Raw genomic sequence first — 25,352 nt, 5'->3', positions numbered from 1 at the left:
CACACATGAGCAAGATCCTGATCCGTGGTGCCAAGGTGCTCGGCGGCGCGCCGCAGGACGTCCTGATCGACGGCGAGGTCGTCGAAGCGGTCGGCGCCGGGCTGTCCGCCGAGGGCGCCGAGATCGTCGAGGCCGACGGCAAGGTGCTGCTGCCGGGCCTGGTCGACCTGCACACCCACCTGCGCGAACCGGGCCGCGAGGACTCCGAGACCGTCCTGACCGGCACCCGGGCGGCCGCCTCCGGCGGCTTCACCGCCGTGTTCGCCATGGCCAACACCTTCCCGGTCGCCGACACCGCCGGCGTCGTCGAGCAGGTCTGGCGGCTGGGCCGGGAGCACGGCTACTGCGACGTGCGGCCCATCGGCGCCGTCACGGTCGGCCTGGAGGGCAGGAAGCTCGCCGAACTCGGCGCCATGCACGAGTCGGCCGCCGGGGTCACCGTCTTCTCCGACGACGGCAAGTGCGTCGACGACGCGGTGATCATGCGCCGGGCGCTGGAGTACGTGAAGGCCTTCGACGGTGTCGTCGCCCAGCACGCGCAGGAGCCGCGGCTGACCGAGGGCGCCCAGATGAACGAAGGCGTCGTCTCCGCCGAACTGGGCCTGGGCGGCTGGCCGGCCGTGGCCGAGGAGTCGGTCATCGCCCGCGACGTCCTGCTCGCCGAGCACGTCGGCTCCCGCGTCCACATCTGCCACCTGTCGACCGCGGGCAGCGTCGAGATCGTCCGCTGGGCCAAGTCCCGCGGCATCCGGGTCACCGCCGAGGTCACCCCGCACCACCTGCTCCTCACCGACGAGCTGGTGCGCACCTACAACCCGGTCTACAAGGTCAACCCGCCGCTGCGCACCGAGCGGGACGTGCACGCCCTGCGCGAGGCGCTCGCCGACGGCACCATCGACATCGTCGCCACCGACCACGCCCCGCACCCCCACGAGGACAAGGACTGCGAGTGGGCCGCGGCCGCCATGGGCATGGTCGGCCTGGAGACCGCCCTCTCGGTGGTCCAGGAGACCATGGTCGACACCGGACTGCTCGACTGGGCGGGCGTCGCGGACCGCATGTCCTTCTCCCCGGCCCGGATCGGGCGGGCCACCGGCCACGGACGCCCCGTCTCGGCAGGTGAGCCCGCCAACCTCACGCTGGTCGACACGGCATACCGTGGGCAGGTGGACCCCGCGGGCTTCGCCTCACGCAGCCGCAACACCCCCTACGAGGGACGTGAGCTGCCGGGCCGTGTCACCCACACCTGGCTCCGGGGCAAGGCCACGCTCGTCGACGGGAAGCTCACGTGACACCTGCACCTCTGCTCGCAGCCGGGCTCGCGACCGAAGTCGCCGCGGAAGGGAAGTCGGCCGCGGTCACCGACTGGGCCGCCCGCATCGGCTGGCTGATCGGCCTCGTCCTCTTCATCGCCCTCGTCTACTGGCTGATGCGCGAGGGCTGGAAGTGGCGCGCCACCCTCCAGGGCGACCTGCCCGAACTGCCGAGCGCGCCGGAGGACCCCGGCCCGGCGACACTGACGATGACCGGCCGCTACCACGGCTCCACCACCGCCGGACAGTGGCTGGACCGCATCGTGGCGCGCGGCCTGGGCACCCGCAGCCGGGCCGAGCTGACCCTGACGGGCACGGGCCTGGACGTGGTGCGCCCCGGAGCGGACGACTTCTTCGTCCCGGCCGCGCGGCTGCGCGGCGCCCGGCTCGACAAGGGCATCGCCGGCAAGGTGCTCACCGAGGGCGGCCTGCTCGTCGTGACCTGGGAACACGGCGAACGCCTGATCGACTCCGGGTTCCGCTCCGACCGGGCGGCCGAGCACACCGAGTGGGTCGAGGCCCTCAACACCATGATCGAGAAGAACAGCACGGAAGGCGCCGAACGATGACCACCTCCACCAGGGGAACCTCGAGGGTTCCCGCCGTACTCGTCCTGGAGGACGGCCGGATCTTCCGCGGCCGTGCCTACGGGGCCGTGGGGGAGACGTTCGGCGAGGCCGTGTTCTCCACCGGCATGACCGGCTACCAGGAGACCCTCACCGACCCGTCCTACCACCGCCAGGTCGTCGTCATGACGGCCCCGCACGTCGGCAACACCGGCGTCAACGACGAGGACCCCGAGTCGAAGCGGATCTGGGTCTCCGGCTACGTGGTGCGCGACCCCGCCCGCCGGCCCTCCAACTGGCGTGCCCGGCGCACCCTGGACGAGGAGCTCGCCGCGCAGGGCGTCGTCGGCATCAGCGGCATCGACACCCGCGCCCTCACCCGCCACCTGCGCGACCGTGGCGCCATGCGCGTCGGCGTCTTCAGCGGGGAGGCCGTCCAGGACGACGCCACGCTGCTGGCCCGGGTCCTCGAGTCCCCCCGGATGGAGGGCGCGGACCTGTCCGCCGAGGTGGCCACCACGGAGGCGTACGTCGTTCCCGCGATCGGCGACAAGAAGTTCACCGTCGCGGCGATCGACCTCGGTATCAAGGGCATGACCCCGCACCGCATGGCCGAGCGCGGCATCGAGGTGCACGTGCTGCCCGCCACGGCCACGGTCGAGGACGTGTACGCGGTCGACCCGGACGGGGTGTTCTTCTCCAACGGCCCCGGCGACCCGGCCACCGCCGACCACGCCGTCTCCGTCATGCGGGGCGTCCTGGAGCGCGGCACGCCGCTGTTCGGCATCTGCTTCGGCAACCAGATCCTCGGCCGCGCGCTCGGCTTCGGCACCTACAAGCTGAAGTACGGCCATCGCGGCATCAACCAGCCGGTGCAGGACCGTACGACCGGCAAGGTCGAGGTCACCGCGCACAACCACGGCTTCGCCGTCGACGCCCCCGTCGACCGGGTCTCCGACACCCCCTTCGGCCGTGTCGAGGTCTCCCACGTCTGCCTCAATGACAACGTGGTGGAGGGCCTCCAACTGCTCGACAAGCCGGCCTTCAGCGTGCAGTACCACCCCGAAGCGGCAGCGGGACCCCACGACGCCGCCTACCTGTTCGACCGCTTCACGTCTTTGATGAGCACAGTCCCGATGGAGGGCCAGCGTGCCTAAGCGCACCGATATCCAGTCCGTCCTGGTCATCGGCTCCGGCCCGATCGTCATCGGCCAGGCCGCCGAGTTCGACTACTCCGGCACCCAGGCGTGCCGCGTCCTGAAGGCCGAGGGCCTCAGGGTCGTCCTCGTCAACTCCAACCCGGCGACGATCATGACCGACCCGGAGATCGCCGACGCCACCTACGTCGAGCCGATCACCCCGGAGTTCGTCGAGAAGATCATCGCCAAGGAGCGCCCCGACGCCCTGCTGCCCACCCTGGGCGGCCAGACCGCGCTCAACACCGCCATCTCGCTGCACGACAACGGCGTCCTGGAGAAGTACGGCGTCGAACTGATCGGCGCCAACGTCCAGGCCATCCACAAGGGCGAGGACCGCGAGCAGTTCAAGGCGGTCGTGGAGGCCGTCCGGCGCAGGACCGGGCACGGCGAGTCCGCCCGCTCCGTGATCTGCCACACCATGGACGAGGTGATCGCCGGCGTCGACGAGCTCGGCGGCTACCCGGTCGTGGTCCGCCCCTCCTTCACCATGGGCGGCGCCGGCTCCGGCTTCGCGCACGACGAGGAGGAACTGCGCCGCATCGCCGGACAGGGCCTCACCCTCTCGCCGACCACCGAGGTGCTCCTGGAGGAGTCCATCCTCGGCTGGAAGGAGTACGAGCTGGAGCTGATGCGCGACAAGCACGACAACGTCGTGGTCGTCTGCTCCATCGAGAACTTCGACCCGATGGGCGTGCACACCGGCGACTCCATCACCGTCGCCCCGGCGATGACGCTGACCGACCGCGAGTACCAGATCCTGCGCGACATCGGCATCGCCGTCATCCGCGAGGTCGGCGTCGACACCGGCGGCTGCAACATCCAGTTCGCGGTCAACCCCGAGGACGGCCGGGTCATCGTCATCGAGATGAACCCGCGCGTGTCGCGGTCCTCCGCGCTCGCCTCCAAGGCGACCGGCTTCCCCATCGCCAAGATCGCCGCCAAGCTCGCCGTCGGCTACACCCTCGACGAGATCCCCAACGACATCACGCGCGAGACCCCGGCCTCCTTCGAGCCGACCCTCGACTACGTGGTCGTCAAGGCGCCCCGGTTCGCCTTCGAGAAGTTCCCGCAGGCCGACTCCACGCTGACCACCACCATGAAGTCGGTCGGCGAGGCCATGGCCATCGGCCGCAACTTCACCGAGGCCCTCCAGAAGGCGCTGCGCTCGCTGGAGAAGAAGGGCAGCCGGTTCACGTTCGTCGGCGAGCCCGGCGACAAGCACGAGATGCTGCGCGAGGCGGTGCGCCCGACCGACGGCCGGATCAACGCGGTCATGCAGGCCATCCGCGCGGGCGCCACGCCCGAGGAGGTCTTCGACGCCACGAAGATCGACCCGTGGTTCGTCGACCAGCTCTTCCTGATCAAGGAGATCGCCGACGAACTGGCCGAGGCGCCCGAGCTGACCGCCGAACTGCTCGCCGAGGCCAAGCGGCACGGCTTCTCCGACCAGCAGATCGCCGAGATCCGGGGCCTGCGCGAGGACGTGGTCCGCGAGGTGCGGCACGCCCTCGGCATCCGCCCGGTCTACAAGACGGTCGACACCTGCGCCGCCGAGTTCGCCGCGAGGACGCCGTACTTCTACTCCTCCTACGACGAGGAGAACGAGGTCGCCCCGCGCGAGAAGCCCGCGGTGATCATCCTGGGCTCCGGACCGAACCGCATCGGCCAGGGCATCGAGTTCGACTACTCCTGCGTGCACGCCTCCTTCGCGCTGCACGACGCCGGGTACGAGACCGTGATGGTCAACTGCAACCCGGAGACCGTCTCCACCGACTACGACACCTCCGACCGGCTCTACTTCGAGCCGCTGACCCTCGAGGACGTCCTGGAGATCGTCCACGCGGAGCGGCAGGCCGGCCCGATCGCCGGAGTCGTCGTCCAGCTCGGCGGCCAGACCCCGCTGGGCCTGGCGCAGGCCCTGAAGGACAACGGCGTGCCGGTCGTCGGCACCTCGCCCGAGGCGATCCACGCGGCCGAGGACCGGGGCGCCTTCGGCCAGGTGCTGGCCGAGGCGGGCCTGCCGGCCCCCAAGCACGGCACCGCCACCACCTTCGCCCAGGCCAAGACCATCGCCGACGAGATCGGCTACCCGGTCCTGGTCCGCCCGTCCTACGTGCTGGGCGGCCGCGGCATGGAGATCGTGTACGACGAGGCGCGCCTGGAGGCGTACATCGCCGAGTCGACCGAGATCAGCCCCTCCCGCCCGGTGCTCGTCGACCGGTTCCTCGACGACGCCATAGAGATCGACGTCGACGCCCTCTACGACGGCGAGGAGCTGTACCTCGGCGGCGTCATGGAGCACATCGAGGAGGCCGGCATCCACTCCGGCGACTCGGCGTGCGCGCTCCCGCCGATCACGCTCGGCGGGTACGACATCAAGCGGCTGCGGGCCTCCACCGAGGCCATCGCGCGCGGTGTCGGGGTCCGCGGTCTGATCAACATCCAGTTCGCGCTGTCCGGCGACATCCTCTACGTCCTGGAGGCCAACCCGCGCGCCTCCCGTACGGTCCCCTTCACCTCCAAGGCGACCGCCGTGCCGCTCGCCAAGGCCGCCGCCCGGATCTCGCTGGGCGCGACCATCGCCGAGCTGCGCCAGGAGGGGCTGCTGCCGAAGAACGGCGACGGCGGCACGCTGCCGCTGGACGCGCCGATCTCCGTCAAGGAGGCCGTGCTGCCCTGGAGCCGCTTCCGGGACACCTCCGGACGCGGCGTGGACACCGTCCTCGGCCCCGAGATGCGCTCCACCGGCGAGGTCATGGGCATCGACTCCGTCTTCGGCACCGCGTACGCCAAGTCGCAGGCCGGGGCCTACGGTCCGCTGCCGACCAAGGGCCGCGCCTTCATCTCGGTCGCCAACCGGGACAAGCGCTCGATGATCTTCCCGGCCCGTGAGCTGGTCGCCCACGGCTTCGAGCTGCTCGCCACCTCCGGCACGGCCGAGGTGCTCAAGCGCAACGGCATCAACGCCACGGTGGTGCGCAAGCAGTCCCAGGGCACCGGACCGAACGGCGAGCGGACCATCGTCCAGCTCATCCACGACGGCGAGGTCGACCTCATCGTCAACACCCCGTACGGCACCGGCGGCCGCCTCGACGGCTACGAGATCCGCACCGCGGCCGTGGCCCGCTCCGTGCCGTGCCTGACCACGGTCCAGGCGCTGGCCGCGGCGGTCCAGGGCATCGACGCCCTCCACCGCGGCGACGTGGGGGTCCGCTCCCTCCAGGAACACGCGGGATTCCTGACCGCGACCCGCGACTAGCGATCCCGAGGGGGACACCGGAAACGGTGTCCCCCTCTTCACGAGGACCCCAGGGGACCCATGAGGCCCCCGGGACGCCCGAGGACACCCGAGGACTCAGTGACCCAGTGATGTACAAGCTTTTCTTCCGCCTGTTCTTCCAGCGGACGGACCCGGAGCAGGCGCACCACCTGGCCTTCCGCTGGATCCGGCTCGCCGCCCGCGTCCCGGTGCTGCGCACCTTCGCCGCCGCCGTGCTCGCCCCCCGCCACAAGGAGCTGCGCACCGAGGCCCTCGGCCTGCGGATGCACGGCCCCTTCGGGCTCGCCGCCGGCTTCGACAAGAACGCCGTGGCGATCGACGGGATGTCGATGCTCGGCTTCGACCACGTCGAGATCGGCACGGTCACGGGGGAGCCGCAGCCCGGCAACCCGAAGAAGCGGCTGTTCCGGCTGGTCGAGGACCGAGCCCTGATCAACCGGATGGGCTTCAACAACGAGGGCTCGCTCGCCGTCGCCGCGCGCCTGGCCTCGCGCACGCCCGTGTTCAGGACCGTCGTCGGCGTCAACATCGGCAAGACCAAGGTCGTCCCGGAGGAGGAGGCCGCCGCCGACTACGTGAAGTCCGCCGAGCGGCTGGCCCCGTACGCCGACTACCTGGTCGTCAACGTCTCCTCCCCGAACACCCCCGGTCTGCGCGACCTCCAGGCCACCGAGGCGCTGCGCCCGCTGCTCGGCGCCGTGCGCGAGGCCGCCGACCGTGCCGTACCGGGGCGCCGGGTGCCGCTGCTCGTGAAGATCGCGCCGGACCTCGCCGACGAGGACGTCGACGCCGTCGCCGACCTCGCCGTGGAGCTGGGCCTGGACGGGATCATCGCCACCAACACCACCATCGCGCGCGAGGGACTCGGCCTGACGTCCGGGCCCTCACTGGTGAAGGAGACCGGCGGACTCTCGGGCGCGCCGCTGAAGGCACGCTCCCTCCAGGTGCTGCGCCGCCTCTACGCGCGCGTGGGCGACCGCATCACCCTGGTCGGCGTCGGCGGCATCGAGAACGCCGAGGACGCCTGGCAGCGCATCCTGGCCGGCGCCACCCTGGTCCAGGGCTACAGCGCCTTCATCTACCAGGGGCCCTTCTGGAGCCGCGCGATCCACAAGGGGCTCGCCGCGCGCCTGCAGACCAGCCCGTACCCCACCCTCGCCGACGCGGTCGGCGCCGACGTAAGGAAGGCAGGCCGGACGGCATGAGCCCGGTGGAACCCTTCGGCGCGCGTCTGCGCCGTGCCATGGACGAGCGCGGCCCGCTGTGCGTCGGCATCGACCCGCACGCCTCGCTGCTCGCCGAGTGGGGCCTGAACGACGACGTGGCCGGTCTGGAGCGGTTCAGCCGCACCGTGGTGGAGGCGTTGGCCGGCCGGGTGGCCGCCCTGAAGCCGCAGAGCGCCTTCTACGAGCGCTTCGGCTCGCGCGGCCTCGCCGTCCTGGAGAAGTCCGTCGAGGAGGCCCGGGCGGCCGGTGCGCTGGTCGTCATGGACGCCAAGCGCGGCGACATCGGCTCGACCATGGCCGCCTACGCCGAGTCGTTCCTGCGCAAGGACGCGCCGCTGTTCTCGGACGCGCTCACCGTCTCCCCGTACCTCGGCTACGGGTCGCTGCGGCCCGCGGTCGACCTGGCGCGGGAGAGCGGCGCGGGCCTGTTCGTGCTGGCGCTGACCTCCAACCCGGAGGGCGCCGAGGTCCAGCACGCCGTGCGGCCCGACGGCCGCACCGTCGGCGCGACCGTGCTCGCGCACCTCGCCGAGGAGAACGCGGGGCAGGCCCCGCTCGGGTCCTTCGGCGCGGTGGTGGGGGCCACGCTGGGCGACCTGTCGTCGTACGACCTGGACATGGGCGGGCCGCTGCTCGCGCCGGGGATCGGCGCGCAGGGGGCGACGCCGGCCGATCTTCCCCGGGTGTTCGGCTCCGCGGTGCGCAACGTGGTCCCGAGCGTCAGTCGGGGTGTTCTGCGTCACGGTCCCGAGGTGGGGGCGCTGCGGGGTGCCGCGGAGCGCTTCGCTCAGGAGATCAGGACCGCGGTGACCGGCGGCTGAGTCCCCGAGCGGACGGCGCGGGGTCCACCTGAGTCTGGATACATCCTCAAATCCGGGGCATTATGTCCTAAATGCCCGGCCTGGCGGAGGCTGACCAGGACTTTTCCTCTGTTCTCGCTGACTCTGGCGGACGGGACCGCTAGTCTCCGTCGAGTGGGGGCGCCTCCCACGCCCTCAAGGTAGTGGGGGAGACCGGGCAAGCGTGTTGCTCGTGCCTCCCCAGGTGTGGGGCGACTAGGTTCCTCACCGGTCCGTATCCGACAGTTCGACATCCGAGGTGACGTAGGCGTGGCTCTTCCGCCCCTAACCCCTGAACAGCGCGCAGCCGCGCTCGAAAAGGCCGCCGCGGCTCGCCGGGAGCGGGCCGAGGTCAAGAATCGACTCAAGCACTCCGGCGCCTCCCTGCACGAGGTCATCAAGCAGGGTCAGGAGAACGACGTCATCGGCAAGATGAAGGTCTCCGCCCTCCTTGAGTCCCTGCCGGGCGTGGGCAAGGTCCGCGCCAAGCAGATCATGGAGCGGCTCGGCATTTCCGAGAGCCGTCGCGTGCGCGGCCTCGGGTCCAACCAGATCGCTTCCCTGGAGCGCGAGTTCGGCAGCACCGGCTCCTGAGTTCGGGGGGCTGAGGGCTCGCGTCCCGGGCACCGCGCGATTGCTGGAATAATCGCCGCATGGCTGTAACACCCCGGGGCGCGACCCCCGTACCCCCGGACGCACGTCCGCGGCTGACCGTGCTCTCCGGCCCCTCCGGGGTCGGTAAGAGCACGGTCGTCGCCCATATGCGCAAGGAACACCCCGAGGTCTGGCTGTCGGTCTCGGCGACGACCCGCAGGCCCCGCCCCGATGAGCAGCACGGCGTCCACTACTTCTTCGTCACCGACGAGGAGATGGACAAGATGATCGCCAACGGTGAGCTGCTGGAGTGGGCCGAGTTCGCGGGCAACCGCTACGGCACACCGCGCGCCGCCGTGCTCGAGCACCTGGAGTCGGGAGTGCCGGTGCTGCTGGAGATCGACCTCCAGGGCGCCCGGCAGGTCCGCGAGTCCATGCCCGAGGGCCGGCTGGTGTTCCTGGCTCCCCCCTCCTGGGACGAGCTCGTGCGCCGGCTCACCGGACGGGGGACCGAGCCGCCCGAGGTGATCGCACGACGCCTTGAGGCGGCGAAGACCGAGCTCGCGGCCGAGCCGGAGTTCGACGAGACCCTGGTCAACACCTCCGTCGAGGGCGTGGCTCGCGAGCTGCTAGCCTTGATGGACATTGTGTGATCGTGAGTGACCGTGACGGTCGCACCAACTGATTCTTTCCCATCCATCGGAAGGTAGAGCGTGTCCTCTTCCATCTCCGCGCCCGAGGGCATCATCAACCCGCCGATCGACGAGCTCCTCGAGGCCACCGACTCGAAGTACAGCCTCGTGATCTACGCGGCCAAGCGGGCCCGCCAGATCAACGCGTACTACTCGCAGCTCGGCGAGGGCCTCCTCGAGTACGTCGGTCCGCTCGTCGACACCCACGTCCACGAGAAGCCGCTCTCCATCGCCCTGCGCGAGATCAACGCGGGTCTGCTGACGTCCGAGGCCATCGAGGGGCCGGCGCAGTAGTACGTTCAGACTGCGGTTGACTTGTCCACAGGCCCGGCAGCGCGACTGCCGGGCCTGTGGTGTGTCATGGGGGAAGTACGTTTCCTAGCCCGGGGAGAGACGGTGGACAAGCCCAAGGTCGTTCTGGGGGTCGGTGGCGGCATCGCCGCCTACAAGGCGTGCGAGCTGCTGCGCCGGCTGACCGAGTCCGGTCACGACGTGCGAGTGGTGCCGACCGCCTCCGCGCTGCACTTCGTCGGCGCCGCGACCTGGTCGGCCCTGTCCGGCCACCCCGTCTCCACCGAGGTCTGGGACGACGTCCACGAGGTGCCGCACGTGCGCATCGGGCAGCAGGCCGACCTGGTGGTCGTCGCCCCCGCCACCGCCGACATGCTCGCCAGGGCCGCCCACGGCCTCGCCGACGACCTGCTGACCAACACCCTGCTCACCGCCCGCTGCCCGGTGGTCTTCGCCCCCGCGATGCACACCGAGATGTGGGAGCACCCGGCCACCCAGGACAACGTGGCGACGCTGCGCCGCCGCGGTGCCGTCGTCGTCGAACCCGCGGTCGGCCGGCTGACCGGCGTCGACACCGGAAAGGGCCGGCTGCCCGACCCGGCGGAGATCTTCGAGGTCTGTCGCCGCGTGCTCGCCCGCGGCGCCGCCGAGCCCGACCTCGCCGGACGCCATGTCGTCGTCAGTGGCGGCGGCACCCGCGAGCCCCTCGACCCCGTCCGCTTCCTCGGCAACCGTTCCTCCGGCAAGCAGGGCTACGCGCTCGCGCGCACGGCGGCGGCCCGCGGGGCCCGGGTCACGCTCGTCGCCGCGAACACCGCCCTGCCGGACCCGGCGGGCGTGGACGTCGTCCGGGTCGGCACGGCCGTGCAGTTGCGGGAGGCGGTACTGAAGGCCGCCGCGGACGCCGACGCGGTGGTCATGGCCGCCGCGGTCGCCGACTTCCGCCCCGCGACCTACGCGGCCGGCAAGATCAAGAAAAAGGACGGTCAGGACCCCGAGCCCGTCGCACTGGTGCGCAATCCGGACATCCTCGCGGAGATATCAGCCGAACGGGCGCGGCCCGGACAGGTGATCGTGGGCTTCGCCGCGGAGACCGACGACGTCCTCGCCAACGGGCGCAAGAAGCTCGCGCGCAAGGGCTGCGACCTGCTCGTGGTCAACGAGGTGGGGGAGCGCAGGACCTTCGGGGCGGAGGACAACGAGGCCGTGGTGCTGGCCGCCGACGGCGGCGAGACCCCCGTGCCGCACGGCCCGAAGGAAGCGCTGGCCGACACCGTGTGGGACCTGGTGGCGGCTCGGCTGGGCTGAGCGCCCGCCCCGTACGGCCGCTCGAAGCTCGAAGCCCGGCGCGTGGCGACCCTGGTCAAGGTCGCCGGGCTTCGGCAGAATGCCCGTGCCGCAGCTCACAGCGCTCCCGAGAGGCGAGACAGGTGGGCCGGTGGCCGAGCGCGACCGATAAACTGTTCCCGGACGACGCCGGGCGCAGCCCCGTGCCCGTCCGCCAATGATCAGCCAGCAGCCGCTGCAACCCCAGGGAGCGTTGTGTCCCGTCGCCTGTTCACCTCGGAGTCCGTGACCGAGGGTCACCCCGACAAGATCGCTGACCAGATCAGCGACACCATTCTCGACGCGCTTCTGCGCGAGGACCCGACCTCCCGGGTCGCCGTGGAGACACTGATCACCACCGGCCTGGTGCACGTGGCCGGCGAGGTCACGACCAAGACCTACGCGGACATCGCGACCCTGGTCCGCGACAAGATCCTCGAGATCGGCTACGACTCCTCCAAGAAGGGCTTCGACGGCGCCTCCTGCGGCGTGTCCGTCTCGATCGGCGCGCAGTCCCCCGACATCGCACAGGGCGTGGACACGGCGTACGAGTCGCGGATCGAGGGCGGCGCCGCGGGCGACGACGTCGACGAGCTGGACCAGCAGGGCGCGGGCGACCAGGGGCTGATGTTCGGCTACGCCTCCGACGAGACCCCGACGCTGATGCCACTGCCGATCTTCCTGGCGCACCGGCTGTCCAAGCGCCTGTCGGACGTGCGCAAGAACGGCACGATCCCCTACCTGCGCCCGGACGGCAAGACCCAGGTCACCATCGAGTACGACGGGGACAAGGCGGTCCGCCTGGACACCGTGGTCGTCTCCTCGCAGCACGCCTCCGACATCGACCTGGAGTCGCTGCTGGCGCCCGACATCCGCGAGTTCGTCGTCGAGCCGGAGCTGAAGGCGCTGCTGGACGACGGCATCAAGCTGGACACCGAGGGCTACCGGCTGCTGGTCAACCCCACCGGCCGGTTCGAGATCGGCGGCCCGATGGGCGACGCCGGACTGACCGGCCGCAAGATCATCATCGACACCTACGGCGGCATGGCCCGCCACGGCGGCGGCGCCTTCTCGGGCAAGGACCCGTCCAAGGTGGACCGCTCGGCCGCGTACGCGATGCGCTGGGTCGCGAAGAACGTGGTGGCGGCGGGCCTGGCCTCCCGCTGCGAGGTCCAGGTCGCCTACGCGATCGGCAAGGCCGAGCCGGTGGGCCTGTTCGTGGAGACCTTCGGCACCCACAAGGTGGAGCCCGAGAAGATCGAGAAGGCGATCGACGAGGTCTTCGACCTGCGTCCGGCCGCGATCATCCGCGACCTCGACCTGCTCCGCCCGATCTACGCCCAGACCGCCGCCTACGGCCACTTCGGCCGCGAGCTGCCCGACTTCACCTGGGAGCGCACCGACCGCGTGGACGCGCTGCGCGAGGCGGCGGGCCTGTAGGACCCGGGGGCCGCGGACCCCTGGCTGCCGCGCGACCTGAGCGAGGCCTGGACCCCTGGTGGGTCCGGGCCTCGCTCGTCGTCGGTTGTCGGTCCCGTTTGGTAAGAATGCAAGCGTGAGCAGCGAGAACGGGACGGGGGACGGCGGGGCCGCCGGGGCGCCGCCGGAGCAGCTTGCGCTCATCCGGGAGAGCGTGCGCAAGGCGAAGGAGCCGCGGGCCAAGCCGCGCACCTGGCGTGGAGCCGCGCTGGCCGGGGAACTGCCCGTGGCGCGCGTGCTGGTCGACAAGGGCGCACTGCACCTCGACCGGTACTTCGACTACGCCGTGCCCGCCGAACTGGACGCCGACGCGCGGCCCGGGGTGCGGGTGCGCGTGCGGTTCGGAGCCGGACGGCACCGCGTGCGCGAGGGCCGGCGCGAGGGCGGCGGCCTCATCGACGGGTACCTGATCGAGCGCCGGGCCGAGTCCGACTACGCGGGGCCGCTGGCCGCGCTCGCCCAGGTCGTGTCGCCCGAGCCCGTGCTCAGCGAGGAACTGCTCGCTCTGGCGCGGGCCGTCGCCGACCGGTACGCGGGCAGCGTCGCCGACATCCTGCAACTCGCGGTGCCGCCGCGCAGGGCGAGGGCCGAGGAACGGCCCTCGCCCGCACCGCTGCCGCCGCCGCCCGCACCCGACCCGGGCTCCTGGGCGCGGTACGAGCAGGGGGCCGCGTTCGTGCGGGCCCTGGCCGCGGGCGGCTCGCCGCGTGCCGTGTGGAACGCGCTGCCCGGGCCCGAGTGGAGCGGGGAGCTGGCCCGCGCCGTCGCCGCCGCGCTCGCCTCGGGGCGCGGTGCGCTCGTCGTCGTGCCGGACGGGCGGGCCGCCGCCCGGGTGGACGCCGAGCTGACGGCCCTCCTGGGCGAGGGGCGGCACGCGCTGCTCACCGCCGACGCGGGGCCGGAGAAGCGGTACCGGCAGTGGCTCGCCGTGCGCCGGGGGTCCGTGCGGGCCGTCGTCGGCACCCGGGCGGCCATGTTCGCGCCGGTGCGTGACCTCGGTCTTGTCGCGCTCTGGGACGACGGGGACGACAGCCACAGCGAGCAGCACGCGCCGCAGCCGCACGCCCGCGAGGTGCTGCTGCTGCGCGCCGCGCAGGACAAGTGCGGTTTCCTGCTGGGCGGTTGGAGCTGCACGGTGGAGGCGGCGCAGCTCGTCGAGAGCGGCTGGGCCCGGCCGCTCGTCGCCGCGAGGGAACAGGTGCGGCGGGCGGCTCCGCTCGTGCGCACGGTGGGCGACGCCGATCTCGCCCGGGACGAGGCCGCGCGGGCGGCACGGCTGCCCTCGCTCGCCTGGCAGGCGGCCAGGGAGGGGCTGCGGCACGGGCCTGTCCTGGTGCAGGTGCCCCGCCGGGGTTACGTACCGCGGATGGCCTGCGCGCAGTGCCGGGCGGCCGCGCGGTGCCGGCACTGCGCGGGGCCCCTCCAGGGGCAGGACGCGGGGGCGCTCGGCTGCGGCTGGTGCGGGCGGGAGGAGTCCGCCTGGCACTGCCCGGAATGCGGTTCGTTCCGGCTGCGGGCCCAGATCGTCGGGGCCCGGCGGACCGCCGAGGAACTGGGCCGGGCGTTCCCGTCCGTACCGGTGCGGACCTCGGGGCGCGAGCACGTGCTGGACACGGTGCCGGGGACACCCGCGCTGGTGGTGAGCACCCCGGGCGCCGAGCCGGTCGCCGAGGGCGGGTACGCGGCGGCCCTGCTCCTGGACGGCTGGGCCATGCTCGGGCGGCCCGATCTGCGGGCGGGCGAGGACGCGCTGCGGCGCTGGATCGCGGGGGCCGCGCTCGTGCGGCCGCAGCCGGCGGGCGGCACCGTGGTCGTCGTCGCCGAACCGACCCTGCGACCGGTGCAGGCGCTGGTGCGCTGGGATCCGGTCGGGCACGCCCTGCGGGAGCTGTCCGAGCGCGCCGAACTCGGTTTCCCCCCGGTGTCCCGTATGGCGGCCGTGTCGGGCCCGGCGGAGGTGGTGGAGGACTTCCTTCCCACCGTCGAACTGCCGAGTGAGGCACAGGTGTTGGGTCCTGTTCCGTTGCCGGTCACGCCGCCGGGCCGCCCTCGGGGCTCCGGCGCGCCGCCACCCGGCGAACACTGGACGCGGGCCCTGATCCGCGTCCCGCCCGGCAGCGGAGCCGCCCTGGCCTCCGCCCTGAAGTCCGCCCAGGCGGCCCGTATGGCCCGCGGAACCCAGGACCCTGTCTGGATACGCGTCGACCCACCGGACATCGGCTGACTCGGCGACGCCCGCGCGGGGAACGGGAACGTCCGCCCCGGTACGGCCGCTCGCCGAAGGGCCGTGTCCGGGCCGGGCCGGGGGCGCGCAGGGGCCGAGTCCGCGTGCGGCGCGGGCGGCTCGGTGTCCCACGGCGGACGGATCGCCGGGTCGCTGCTCGGGTCGGGTGATCGGGGCGCACGGTGGGGCCGGTGCGGGGCGCTGTCCTTCGTCCCTGGGTGTGCCGTTGTCCCTGGGGTGTGCCGTGCGTCCCGAGGGCTCGGCTGCGCCCCGAGGGCTCGACGCGGCGGCCGAGGCGAGACCGTGTCGTACCGGCCGGCACGGGCCCCGTCAGGCAGCCCGGCGGCCGTACGTCCGGAGCCGCGAAAGCGCCGCCATGGTGTGCGGGGGGTCCGGGGTGCCCGGTCGCGCGGGGGCCGCGCGAGGGGGAGGCGGCGGGTGCCGTCGATGCCCGGTCGGCGGGGGAGGTCGAGGACCCTCCCGGTTGCCCGCCGGGAGGGGCGCGCGAGAAGGGGCGTTCAGCCGTTGCGCGGACCGGGGAAGGCGGTGGGGCGGGGCTCCTCGCGCAGGGACGGACTGCCGGCCGTCGGCTGGGTCGGCATGGAGCGGGCCGCGGGGACTGTGGGCACTGCGGGGACTGTGGGCACTGCGGGAACCGCGGGGATGCCGGTGCCGACGTTGACCGTACGGGTGCCCGTCGGCTCCGGGGCCCGCTCGGTCTCCGCGACGGCCTGGGCCGTCGCGCGGCGGGCGCCGTAACGCCGGTGGACCGCCTGCTTGGTGACACCGAGGGCCGAGCCGACGGCGTCCCAGGAGAAGCCGAGCGAGCGGTCGAAGTCCACGGCGGCCGTGACCAGGGTTTCGACACTGTCGCGCAGTTCCTGCGCGAGACGGACGGTCGGGGCGGGGGCACGCCCGTAGACGACGAAGCCCGTGGAGGGGCCGGAGCGGCGCGGGCGGTAGACGTTGCCCAACTGGGCGGTGAGCGTGCGCAGCGCGTCCACCTGCCGGCGGACCCGTTCGATGTCCCGCACCAGCAGATGCAGGCTGGCCCGGGCCTGGGCGTCGTGGGTTGCGTGGTCGGCCATGAACAAGCCTCTCGAACCGGCGTTGAAAGGAATCGGGCCGAGCAGCCGGCCCACGGTGGTCAACTCTTTCTTGACCAACGCGCTTGCGCTCCACGGGTCACGGTGTGGGGGCGTAGGAACACATACGTACGCCCCCGCGCGCCGGGCGCGCGCTGCGCGACCGCCGACGGTCCTCACCATCCGCCCCCGTCACCTGCCGGCCCGTCACCTGCCGCCTCCGCCGTCCCGTCTCGTCGCCCGCTTGCCGCCCGCTCGCCGTCCGCGGCCCCGCACCGCCTGTCGGCCACGGCTTCCGGCCCGTGGTCATAGACTGGTGCGCTGCCCGCCGTCCATCCCGCCCGAGAGGCCCAGCCCACCCCATGAAGCTCGTCTTCGCCGGTACCCCCGAGGTCGCCGTTCCCGCCTTGGACGCCCTGCTCGCCTCCGGGCGGCACGAGGTGGCCGCCGTCGTCACCCGGCCCGACGCGCCGGCCGGACGCGGGCGCAGGCTGGTCGCGAGCCCGGTCGCCGAACGGGCGGAGGAGGCCGGGATCGAGGTGCTCAAGCCGGTGAAGCCGCGAGACCCGGAGTTCCTGGAGCGGCTCAGGGAGATCGCCCCGGACTGCTGCCCGGTCGTCGCCTACGGTGCCCTGCTGCCCAGGGCGGCCCTCGACATCCCCGCCCACGGCTGGGTCAACCTGCACTTCTCCCTGCTGCCCGCCTGGCGCGGCGCCGCCCCCGCGCAGCACTCCCTCATGGCCGGGGACGAGATCACCGGCGCGTCCACCTTCCTCATCGAGGAAGGACTCGACTCCGGCCCGGTCTACGGCACCGTCACCGAGGAGATCCGGCCCACCGACACCAGCGGCGACCTGCTCACCCGGCTCGCCTTCGCCGGGTCCGGACTGCTCGCGGCGACCATGGACGGCATCGAGGACGGCACCCTCAAGGCCGTGCCGCAGCCGGCCGAGGGCGTCACCCTCGCCCCCAAGATCACCGTCGAGGACGCCCACGTCGACTGGACGGCCCCCGCCCTGCGCGTGGACCGCGTGGTGCGCGGCTGCACACCGGCGCCCGGCGCCTGGACCACGTTCCGAGGCGAGCGGCTCAAGCTGATCCAGGCCGCCTTGGCGCCGCAGCGCACCGACCTCGCCCCGGGCGCGCTCGCCGTCGGCAAGAACAGCGTCCACGTCGGCACCGGTTCGTACGCCGTCGAGCTGCTGTGGGTGCAGGCGCAGGGCAAGAAGCCGATGCGGGCGGCGGACTGGACGCGCGGGGCGCGCATCGCCGAGGGCGAGGCGCTCGGGGGCTGACCTGGCGGCCCTGACCGGGACGTAGGCTGGGCGCACAGCGCGTTCGAGCGCGGCGCACCCAGACAACCGGAGCACCTTTTCCGTGAGCGACACCCGTTGGCCCCGCAGGCCCGCAAAGCCCTACCGCCGACCCCAGAAGGACCCCGTCCGCATCCTCGCCTTCGAGGCGCTGCGCGCCGTGGACGAGCGGGACGCCTACGCCAACCTCGTCCTGCCCCCGCTGCTGCGCAAGGCGCGCGAGAAGGGCGACTTCGACGGGCGGGACGCGGCGCTGGCCACCGAGCTGGTGTACGGCACGCTGCGCCGCCAGGGGACGTACGACGCGATCCTCGCGGACTGCGTCGACCGCCCGCTGCGGGAGGTCGACCCGCCCGTCCTGGACGTGCTGACCCTCGGCGCCCATCAGCTGCTCGGGACGCGCATCCCGAGCCACGCCGCCGTGTCCGCCACCGTCGAGCTCGCCCGGGTCGTCCTCGGCGACGGGCGGGCCAAGTTCGTCAACGCCGTGCTGCGCAAGGTCGCGCGGAACGACCTCGACGGATGGGTGGAGAAGGTCGCGCCGCCCTACGACGAGGACCCCGAGGACCATCTCGCCGTCGTCCACTCCCACCCCCGCTGGGTCGTCTCCGCCCTGTGGGACTCCCTCGGCGGCCCACGCGCCGGGATCGAGGACCTGCTGGAGGCCGACAACGAGCGGCCCGAGGTCACCCTGGTCGCCCGGCCCGGACGGGCCACCACCGAGGAGCTGCTGCGCGAGGAGGCCGCGGTGCCGGGCCGCTGGTCGCCGTACGCCGTGCGGCTGACCGAGGGCGGCGAACCGGGCGCCGTGGACGCCGTACGGGAGGGCCGGGCCGGCGTCCAGGACGAGGGCAGCCAGCTCGTCGCGCTCGCCCTGGCGAACGCGCCCCTCGACGGCCCGGACGGGAAGTGGCTCGACGGATGCGCGGGCCCCGGCGGCAAGGCGGCCCTGCTGGCGGCGCTCGCCGCCGAGCGCGGAGCCGTCCTGCTCGCCTCCGAGAAGCAGCCCCACCGGGCCGGCCTGGTGGCGAAGGCGCTGGCCGGGAACCCCGGCCCGTATCAGGTGATCGCCGCCGACGGGACGCGCCCCGCCTGGCGGCCGAGCAGCTTCGACCGCGTCCTCGTCGACGTCCCGTGCACCGGGCTCGGCGCCCTCCGCAGGCGCCCCGAGGCACGGTGGCGGCGCCGCCCGGAGGACCTGGACGGCTTCGCCCCGCTCCAGCGCGGCCTGCTGCGCACCGCCCTGGAGTCGGTGCGCGTCGGCGGTGTGGTCGGTTACGCGACGTGCTCCCCGCACCTGGCCGAGACCCGTGCCGTGGTCACCGACGTGCTCAAGCAGTTCCCCGGGGCCGACCTGATCGACGCCCGCCCGCTGCTGCCGGGCGTCGGGGCCCTCGGCGACGGGCCCGATGTACAGCTGTGGCCGCATCTGCACGGAACCGACGCGATGTACCTGGCCCTGATCCGCCGCACCGCCTGACCGACCCCTCCGCCGGGTACCGGGGCGGAACCGTGGGCCCGGGCATGGCACGCTTGGGGCATGGCCGTGCAGATCAACCCCAGCATCCTGTCCGCCGACTTCGCGCGCCTCGCCGAGGAGGCGAAGGCGGTCGAGGGGGCCGACTGGCTCCACGTCGACGTCATGGACAACCACTTCGTCCCGAACCTCACGCTCGGCGTGCCCGTCGTGGAGTCCCTGGCCCGGGCGACGGACACCCCGCTGGACTGCCATCTGATGATCGAGCAGCCCGACCGCTGGGCACCGCAGTACGTCGAGGCGGGCGCCTCCTCCGTGACCTTCCACGTCGAGGCGGCCGCCGCCCCCGTCCGGCTGGCCCGCGAGATCCGTGCCAAGGGCGCCCGGGCCTCGATGGCCCTCAAGCCCGCCACCCCCATCGAGCCGTACGAGGACCTGCTCCCCGAACTCGACATGCTCCTGATCATGACGGTGGAGCCGGGCTTCGGCGGCCAGGCCTTCCTCGACATCATGCTGCCCAAGATCCGCCGCACCCGGGAGCTGATCGGCAAGCACGGCCTCCAGCTGTGGCTCCAGGTCGACGGCGGGGTGTCGGCCTCGACGATCGAGCGGTGCGCGGAGGCCGGCGCGGACGTGTTCGTCGCGGGATCGGCGGTCTACGGGGCGCAGGACCCCGCCGAAGCGGTGCGAGCCCTGCGAGACCAGGCGGAAACGGCCACCACCAAGGCGTCCTGGGGATGCGGCCACTGAACAACGGCTGCGTGAACGGCAACCTTCAGGGCTGATCAACCGCGCCGGATCTGCAAGGATGAACGGTGAATCCAGAGTGTGAACAGCAGTGAGGAGATCGCCGTGTCGGGTATGTCGGCGGGCCGGTCAGCCATGCGGATGGGACCCGCTGAGCTGGTGCAGGCGGCGGCCATGGCCCGCCGTTTCTACCTCGAGGGCAAATCGAAGATCCAGATCGCCGAGGAGTTCGGCGTCAGCCGCTTCAAGGTGGCCCGGGTCCTGGAGACCGCTCTCGAACGGGATCTCGTGCGCATCGAGATCCGCGTGCCGGCCGAGCTGGACGCCGAGCGCTCCGACGCGCTCCGCGCCCGCTACGGCCTCAGGCACGCCGTCGTGGTCGAGTCCCCGGCCGAGGCAGAGGAGACGCCCGACCCCGAGAACCTCGGCGAAGTGGCCGCCGATCTGCTCGGCGAACTCGTCGACGAGGGAGACGTGCTGGGCCTGGCCTGGGGCCGGTCCACCATCCACATGGCAGCGGCCCTGAACCGGCTGCCGCCGTGCACGGTGGTGCAGCTGACGGGCGTGTACGACGCCGGTACCTCCGAGCGCGGCTCGGTGGAGGCCGTGCGCCGCGCCGCCCAGGTCTCCGGCGGCGACGCCCACCCCATCTACGCGCCGATGCTGCTGCCGGACGCGGCCACCGCGGCGGCGCTGCGCCACCAGACCGGGATCGCGCGCGCCTACGAGTACTTCGACAAGGTCACGGTCGCCTGTGTGTCCATCGGCTCCTGGGAGCCGGGCATCTCGACGGTGCACGACATGCTCAGCGACGAGGAGCGGGCCCACTACGCCTCGCTCGGTGTCGCCGCCGAGATGGCCGCGCACCTCTTCGACGCCGAGGGCCGCCGGATCGGACGGGACCTGGGGGAGCGGTGCATCACGGTCAAGGCCGACCAGCTGCGCCGCATCCCCGAGGTCGTCGCGATCGCGGGCGGGCAGCGCAAGGCGGCGGCGATCGACGCGGTGCTGCGGTCCGGCCTGGTCACCAGCCTGGTCACGGACACCTCGGCCGCGGACTACCTGATGACGGCGGGGCCCACCCCCAGGCCCGCTCTCAACAGGGCGGACCCGGACGGCCCCTGACGAGTCCGCGCGGGACGGCCGTGGGAGCATCGACGGCATGCTGCTGCGGTTCGTCCCCCGTGTGCTCGCGGGGCTCCTCGTCACGCTCGCCGTCCTCCTGACGGGCTGCTCGCCCTCCGGGCCGGCCGGTTCCGACCCCTCGGCCACGTCGTGGGTCCACGGGATGGCGACGATCGGCCAGTCCCGGCTGCCGGCCGAGGCCCGGCAGACCCTGGACCTCATCGACAGGGGCGGCCCCTACCCGTACCGGCAGGACAACACCGTGTTCGGCAACTTCGAGGGGCGGCTGCCCAAGGAGCCGCGCGGCTACTACCACGAGTACACGGTGCGGACCCCGGGGTCGCGCGACCGTGGAGCCAGGCGCATCGTCGCAGGCCAGGGCGGGCAGTTCTACTACACCGATGATCACTACAACACGTTCCGGGCGGTACTGAGATGAGCGAAGACCTGGCAGGCCGGGTCGTGGTCACCCTGGACCTCGACGGAGTCACGGACAAGGCGGGACTGATGGACCGCGCCGCCCGCGCCCTCGCGCTGCCCGACTGGTTCGGGCGGAACTGGGACGCGCTGGCCGACAGCCTCGGCGACGAGACCCTCTGGCCCGCCGAGGCCGTGGAGCGGGGGATGCTGATCGTGGTACGGGGCTGGCGGGCGTACGCGCAGGCCAGGCCCGAGGAGTGGGAGATCGTCGAGGAGGTCCTCGCCGCCCCGGTGGGCGGCCGTCCTGCCCTGGACGTCGCCCTCGCGCTTGGAGGTTCCTCCTAGCGGGCGGCCGGATGGCCTGGACGTTCGGCCCGGGCATGGCACGGTCCGCTCCATGGGAGAATGAAGTACGTGCTCTTTCCCCCTGGCGGACCTGCCCGGGGGTCACCTCTGATCGACTGGGATGTGCGGCACGTGCGTTTCCTCAATGACATCCAGCCCACGTACGACCTGACGTACGACGACGTCTTCATGGTGCCGAGCCGCAGCGCGGTCGGCTCGCGTCAGGGCGTGGACCTCAGCTCCCCGGACGGCACGGGCACCACCATCCCGCTCGTCGTCGCCAACATGACCGCCATCGCCGGGCGCCGCATGGCCGAGACGGTGGCCCGCCGCGGCGGCCTCGTGGTCATCCCGCAGGACATCCCGATCGACGTCGTCACCGACGTGATCTCCTGGGTCAAGAGCCGCCACCTGGTCCTGGACACCCCGATCGTGCTGGCCCCGCACCAGACCGTCGCCGACGCGCTGGCCCTGCTGCCCAAGCGCGCGCACAACGCCGGCGTGGTCGTCGACGAGCAGCACCGGCCGGTCGGCGTGGTCACCGACCGGGACCTGACCGGCGTCGACCGCTTCACCCAGCTCGAACTGGTCATGAGCAAGGACCTGCTCCTGCTGGACGCGGACATCGACCCGCGCGAAGCCTTCAACACCCTCGACGCGGCCAACCGCCGCTACGCGCCCGCCGTGGACAAGGACGGCAGGCTCGCCGGCATCCTCACCCGCAAGGGCGCCCTGCGCGCCACGCTGTACACCCCCGCCACCGACGCCCGGGGCAGGCTGCGCATCGCCGCCGCCGTGGGTATCAACGGCGATGTGGCGGGCAAGGCCGAGCAGCTGCTCGAGGCGGGTGTCGACACCCTCGTCATCGACACCGCGCACGGCCACCAGGAGTCGATGATCAACGCCGTCAAGCTGGTGCGCGACCTCGACCCGCAGGTGCCGGTCGCCGCCGGCAACATCGTCTCCGCCGAGGGCGTCAAGGACCTGATCGAGGCGGGCGCGGACATCGTCAAGGTCGGGGTGGGACCGGGCGCCATGTGCACCACCCGCATGATGACCGGCGTGGGCCGCCCGCAGTTCTCCGCGGTCCTGGAGTGCGCCGCCGAGGCGAAGAAGTACGGCAAGCACGTCTGGGCCGACGGCGGTGTCCGCCACCCGCGCGACGTGGCGATGGCGCTGGCGGCCGGCGCGTCCAACGTGATGGTCGGCTCCTGGTTCGCGGGCACCTACGAGTCGCCCGGCGACCTCCAGCACGACGCGAACGGCCGCCCCTACAAGGAGTCGTTCGGCATGGCCTCCGCGCGCGCGGTGCGCCACCGCACCTCCGAGGAGTCGGCGTACGACCGCGCCCGCAAGGCGCTGTTCGAGGAGGGCATCTCCACCTCCCGGATGTTCCTCGACCCGGCCATGCCGGGCGTCGAGGACCTGATCGACTCGATCATCGCGGGCGTCCGCTCCTCGTGCACCTACGCCGGGGCCGGCTCCCTGGAGGAGTTCGCCGACAAGGCCATCGTGGGCATCCAGAGCGCGGCCGGCTACGCCGAGGGCAAGCCGCTGCACGCCAGCTGGAACTGAGCCGCCGAGTCCCGAGAAGTGATCCACCCACAGTGCTGAACGATCTCGACGAACGCATCGTGCACGCCCTCGCCGAGGACGCCCGCCGCTCCTACGCGGACATCGGGCAGCTGGTCGGCCTGTCCGCGCCCGCCGTCAAGCGGCGCGTGGACCGGCTGCGCGCCACCGGCGCCATCACCGGTTTCACCGTCCGGGTCGACCCGGCCGCGCTCGGCTGGCAGACCGAGGGGTTCGTCGAGATCTACTGCCGCAGCAACACCTCCCCGGAGACCATCCAACGCGGCCTGGAGCGCTACCAGGAGGTCGTGTCCGCCTCCACCGTCACCGGCGAGGCGGACGCGATCGTCCAGGTCTTCGCCGCCGACATGCGGCACTTCGAACGGGTCCTGGAGCGGATCGCCGGCGAGCCGTTCGTGGAACGGACCAAGTCCGTCCTGGTGCTCTCACCTCTGCTGCGCCGTTTCTCCTCGGGCGCGCCCGGCTGACACGCGTGCCGGGCGCGGGTCCGTTTCAGCCCGTCGTCGACCGGTGGCCGATCGCCGACAGCAGGCGCCGCATGCCGACCGCGTGGCCGCCCGTGCCGATCACCAGCGTCCGGTAGAGCCGGCCGGCCGGGCCGGGGAAGTCCGCCCGGGTCTCCGTGCGCAGCCGCGACCGTCCCGGGCCCGCCTGTTCGAGCCGGAGGATCAGGGCGTACGACGAGAAGCGGTGCCGCCCGGTGAGCACCAGTTCCCGCCCCACCACCGCCGAGACGACCCGGAAACCGGGCATCGTCGAACCCTCGGCCAGGGGCCGCGGGCCGCCCGCCGCCCGGTCGGCACAGCCCACCAGGCGGGCGTAACGGGTGGCCCGGGGACTCGCGAAGGAGCGGTCCAGGACATCCCCGATCCCGCGCCAGACGGCGTCGGCGCCGGCCGCGACGACGGTCGCGTGCTCGTCCACGTGAGGCAGGGCGGTGATGGCGGCGGGGTACATCGCGGCTCCCTCGGTCAGCCGTCCGGCGTCCGGCGTCCGCGCCATCGTCTCGCGGCGAGCCCGGCCTGGCCACCCGCTCCGGCAAGGCGTCCCGCCTCCGCCGAGGCTGCTCGCTTCCGGCGACGCGTCCTGCTTCTGGCGACGCGACTCGCCTCCAGCGACGCGTCCTGCTTCTGGCTCCGCAGCCCGGTCGTCCGGGTGCCGTTCCCGGGGCCGGGCCCGTCTTCGACGAGGCGTCGCGTGCCCTGCCGCGCGGTTCGGCATCCGGCCTGAGTGGGCTGCGCGCACGGTGATGTCGAGGGCGTCTTCGCGGGACGCGCAACGAATCGCCGTTCATCGCCGGTCGTACGCAACGAAAAGATCATCGACGCGCAACGGCTGCCGCTTGTCCGCCCCAGGCCGCCGACCGTAGCGTCTAAGCGATCCCCGACCCCCGTCCCGTACCGGTGAGGAACAACCATGCGCACCGCCCTGCTCCAGAGCTCCGGACGCCCCGGCGCCGTCGCCGAGAACCTCGAGGTCCTCGACACCGCCGCCGGACGCGCCGCCGCCGCTGGGGCCGGGCTGCTGGCGACATCGGAGTTGTTCCTGACCGGGTACGCGATCGGCGACGACATCGGCCGCCTGGCCCAGCCCGCCGACGGCGACTGGGCGGACGCGGTCGCGGAGCTGGCCCGCCGGCACGGGCTGGCCGTCGCCTACGGCTACCCGGAGCGGGACGGCGAGGCGGTGTACAACTCCGTGCAGCTGATCTCCGCCGACGGCACCCGCCTGGCCGGCTACCGCAAGACCCACCTGTTCGGCGACTTCGAGCACGCCCAGTTCACGCCGGGCGAGCAGCCGGTCGTCCAGGCCGAGCTGAACGGACTGACCGTCGGCCTGATCATCTGCTACGACGTGGAGTTCCCGGAGAACGTCCGCGCCCACGCCCTGGCCGGCACCGACCTCCTCGTCGTCCCGACGGCGCTGATGCACCCGTTCCAGTTCGTCGCCGAGTCCCTGGTCCCGGTGCGCGCCTTCGAGAACCAGATGTACATCGCCTACGTCAACCGGGTCGGCACCGAGGGCGAGTTCGAGTTCGTCGGGCTCTCCGCCCTGGCCGGCCCCGACGGCGTCGCGCGCACTCGCGCCGGCCGGTCCGAGGAACTGGTCCTCGCGGACGCGGACCCCGCCTTCCTCACGGCCTCCCGCGAGGCCAACCCGTATCTGGAGGGCCGCCGCCCCGGCCTCTACGGGTCCCTCGTCTGACCGACCCCCAGGG

At 72.7% G+C, this 25,352-nt stretch carries 23 protein-coding genes; 21 read left to right on the top strand and 2 right to left on the bottom strand.

Annotated features, from left to right (window positions below; translation table 11 throughout):
• Positions 1-5: 5 nt before the first annotated feature.
• The 12 genes from ACIHCX_RS20895 to ACIHCX_RS20840 all read left to right on the top strand — a co-directional run bounded on the left by ACIHCX_RS20895 (position 6) and on the right by ACIHCX_RS20840 (position 15,029).
• Complete coding sequence (locus tag ACIHCX_RS20895; protein WP_400031527.1) at positions 6-1,292, top strand: dihydroorotase; 1,287 nt, start codon at positions 6-8, stop codon at positions 1,290-1,292.
• Positions 1,289-1,882, top strand: a complete 594-nt coding sequence (locus ACIHCX_RS20890) for a hypothetical protein (RefSeq protein WP_400031525.1) — start codon at positions 1,289-1,291, stop codon at positions 1,880-1,882. The genes ACIHCX_RS20895 and ACIHCX_RS20890 overlap by 4 nt, the downstream gene beginning before the upstream one ends.
• Positions 1,879-3,036: a glutamine-hydrolyzing carbamoyl-phosphate synthase small subunit gene (gene carA, locus ACIHCX_RS20885; RefSeq protein WP_400031523.1), complete on the top strand. Its 1,158-nt coding sequence runs from the start codon at positions 1,879-1,881 to the stop codon at positions 3,034-3,036. Before ACIHCX_RS20890 ends, carA begins: the two co-directional genes overlap by 4 nt.
• Positions 3,029-6,337: a carbamoyl-phosphate synthase large subunit gene (gene carB, locus ACIHCX_RS20880; RefSeq protein ID WP_400031521.1), complete on the top strand. Its 3,309-nt coding sequence runs from the start codon at positions 3,029-3,031 to the stop codon at positions 6,335-6,337. Before carA ends, carB begins: the two co-directional genes overlap by 8 nt.
• A 110-nt stretch (positions 6,338-6,447) precedes the next feature.
• Complete coding sequence (locus tag ACIHCX_RS20875; RefSeq protein ID WP_400031519.1) at positions 6,448-7,563, top strand: quinone-dependent dihydroorotate dehydrogenase; 1,116 nt, start codon at positions 6,448-6,450, stop codon at positions 7,561-7,563.
• Positions 7,560-8,405, top strand: a complete 846-nt coding sequence (pyrF, locus tag ACIHCX_RS20870; protein WP_400031518.1) for an orotidine-5'-phosphate decarboxylase — start codon at positions 7,560-7,562, stop codon at positions 8,403-8,405. The genes ACIHCX_RS20875 and pyrF overlap by 4 nt, the downstream gene beginning before the upstream one ends.
• A gap of 288 nt (positions 8,406-8,693) precedes the next feature.
• Positions 8,694-9,017 (top strand): integration host factor, encoded by a 324-nt coding sequence (locus ACIHCX_RS20865; RefSeq protein WP_003977346.1) that lies wholly within the window; start codon positions 8,694-8,696, stop codon positions 9,015-9,017.
• A 59-nt stretch (positions 9,018-9,076) separates the two neighbouring features.
• Positions 9,077-9,670 carry a guanylate kinase gene (gene gmk / locus ACIHCX_RS20860; protein WP_400031517.1) on the top strand — a complete coding sequence of 198 codons (594 nt, stop codon included), beginning with the start codon at positions 9,077-9,079 and terminating at the stop codon, positions 9,668-9,670.
• A gap of 60 nt (positions 9,671-9,730) precedes the next feature.
• A complete protein-coding gene (rpoZ, locus tag ACIHCX_RS20855) occupies positions 9,731-10,003 on the top strand; it encodes a DNA-directed RNA polymerase subunit omega (RefSeq protein WP_003977348.1) in 273 nt (90 codons plus the stop codon).
• Between the two features lie 102 nt (positions 10,004-10,105).
• Positions 10,106-11,308 carry a bifunctional phosphopantothenoylcysteine decarboxylase/phosphopantothenate--cysteine ligase CoaBC gene (gene coaBC / locus ACIHCX_RS20850; RefSeq protein ID WP_400031515.1) on the top strand — a complete coding sequence of 401 codons (1,203 nt, stop codon included), beginning with the start codon at positions 10,106-10,108 and terminating at the stop codon, positions 11,306-11,308.
• Positions 11,309-11,542: 234 nt separating this feature from the next.
• Positions 11,543-12,766, top strand: a complete 1,224-nt coding sequence (gene metK / locus ACIHCX_RS20845) for a methionine adenosyltransferase (protein ID WP_400031513.1) — start codon at positions 11,543-11,545, stop codon at positions 12,764-12,766.
• Between the two features lie 115 nt (positions 12,767-12,881).
• Positions 12,882-15,029 (top strand): primosomal protein N', encoded by a 2,148-nt coding sequence (locus tag ACIHCX_RS20840; protein ID WP_400031511.1) that lies wholly within the window; start codon positions 12,882-12,884, stop codon positions 15,027-15,029.
• Positions 15,030-15,547: 518 nt separating this feature from the next.
• Here ACIHCX_RS20840 and ACIHCX_RS20835 read toward each other — a convergent pair.
• Positions 15,548-16,117 (bottom strand): hypothetical protein, encoded by a 570-nt coding sequence (locus ACIHCX_RS20835; protein ID WP_400031509.1) that lies wholly within the window; start codon positions 16,115-16,117, stop codon positions 15,548-15,550.
• A gap of 359 nt (positions 16,118-16,476) precedes the next feature.
• On the opposite strand from ACIHCX_RS20835, the gene fmt reads away from it, so the two are divergent.
• The 8 genes from fmt (at position 16,477) to ACIHCX_RS20795 (ending at position 23,601) form a co-directional block, all read left to right on the top strand.
• Positions 16,477-17,409: a methionyl-tRNA formyltransferase gene (gene fmt / locus ACIHCX_RS20830; protein ID WP_400031507.1), complete on the top strand. Its 933-nt coding sequence runs from the start codon at positions 16,477-16,479 to the stop codon at positions 17,407-17,409.
• An 82-nt stretch (positions 17,410-17,491) separates the two neighbouring features.
• The gene (locus ACIHCX_RS20825) at positions 17,492-18,907 is read left to right on the top strand and encodes an RsmB/NOP family class I SAM-dependent RNA methyltransferase (RefSeq protein ID WP_400031505.1); all 1,416 of its coding nucleotides are present in this window, start codon (positions 17,492-17,494) and stop codon (positions 18,905-18,907) included.
• Between the two features lie 60 nt (positions 18,908-18,967).
• Positions 18,968-19,654 carry a ribulose-phosphate 3-epimerase gene (gene rpe / locus ACIHCX_RS20820; protein WP_400031503.1) on the top strand — a complete coding sequence of 229 codons (687 nt, stop codon included), beginning with the start codon at positions 18,968-18,970 and terminating at the stop codon, positions 19,652-19,654.
• Between the two features lie 78 nt (positions 19,655-19,732).
• Positions 19,733-20,776, top strand: a complete 1,044-nt coding sequence (locus ACIHCX_RS20815) for a sugar-binding transcriptional regulator (protein WP_400031501.1) — start codon at positions 19,733-19,735, stop codon at positions 20,774-20,776.
• A gap of 37 nt (positions 20,777-20,813) precedes the next feature.
• The gene (locus ACIHCX_RS20810) at positions 20,814-21,215 is read left to right on the top strand and encodes a ribonuclease domain-containing protein (protein WP_400031499.1); all 402 of its coding nucleotides are present in this window, start codon (positions 20,814-20,816) and stop codon (positions 21,213-21,215) included.
• The gene (locus ACIHCX_RS20805) at positions 21,212-21,541 is read left to right on the top strand and encodes a barstar family protein (RefSeq protein ID WP_400031497.1); all 330 of its coding nucleotides are present in this window, start codon (positions 21,212-21,214) and stop codon (positions 21,539-21,541) included. The genes ACIHCX_RS20810 and ACIHCX_RS20805 overlap by 4 nt, the downstream gene beginning before the upstream one ends.
• Before the next feature lie 132 nt (positions 21,542-21,673).
• A complete protein-coding gene (locus ACIHCX_RS20800) occupies positions 21,674-23,116 on the top strand; it encodes a GuaB1 family IMP dehydrogenase-related protein (protein ID WP_400031495.1) in 1,443 nt (480 codons plus the stop codon).
• Positions 23,117-23,148: 32 nt separating this feature from the next.
• Positions 23,149-23,601 (top strand): Lrp/AsnC family transcriptional regulator, encoded by a 453-nt coding sequence (locus ACIHCX_RS20795; RefSeq protein ID WP_400031493.1) that lies wholly within the window; start codon positions 23,149-23,151, stop codon positions 23,599-23,601.
• A gap of 25 nt (positions 23,602-23,626) precedes the next feature.
• Here the strand turns inward: ACIHCX_RS20795 and ACIHCX_RS20790 are convergent, their stop codons facing one another.
• A complete protein-coding gene (locus ACIHCX_RS20790) occupies positions 23,627-24,091 on the bottom strand; it encodes a hypothetical protein (RefSeq protein ID WP_400031491.1) in 465 nt (154 codons plus the stop codon).
• 459 nt (positions 24,092-24,550) lie between these two features.
• On the opposite strand from ACIHCX_RS20790, the gene ACIHCX_RS20785 reads away from it, so the two are divergent.
• Positions 24,551-25,339 carry a carbon-nitrogen hydrolase family protein gene (locus ACIHCX_RS20785; RefSeq protein ID WP_400031489.1) on the top strand — a complete coding sequence of 263 codons (789 nt, stop codon included), beginning with the start codon at positions 24,551-24,553 and terminating at the stop codon, positions 25,337-25,339.
• Positions 25,340-25,352 lie beyond the last annotated feature (13 nt).

Source organism: Streptomyces sp. NPDC052043 (assembly GCF_044548235.1).
Lineage (GTDB): Bacteria > Actinomycetota > Actinomycetes > Streptomycetales > Streptomycetaceae > Streptomyces.
The sequence above is the reverse complement of the archived record's forward strand: the minus strand, read 5'-3'. Positions and strand labels throughout refer to the sequence as shown.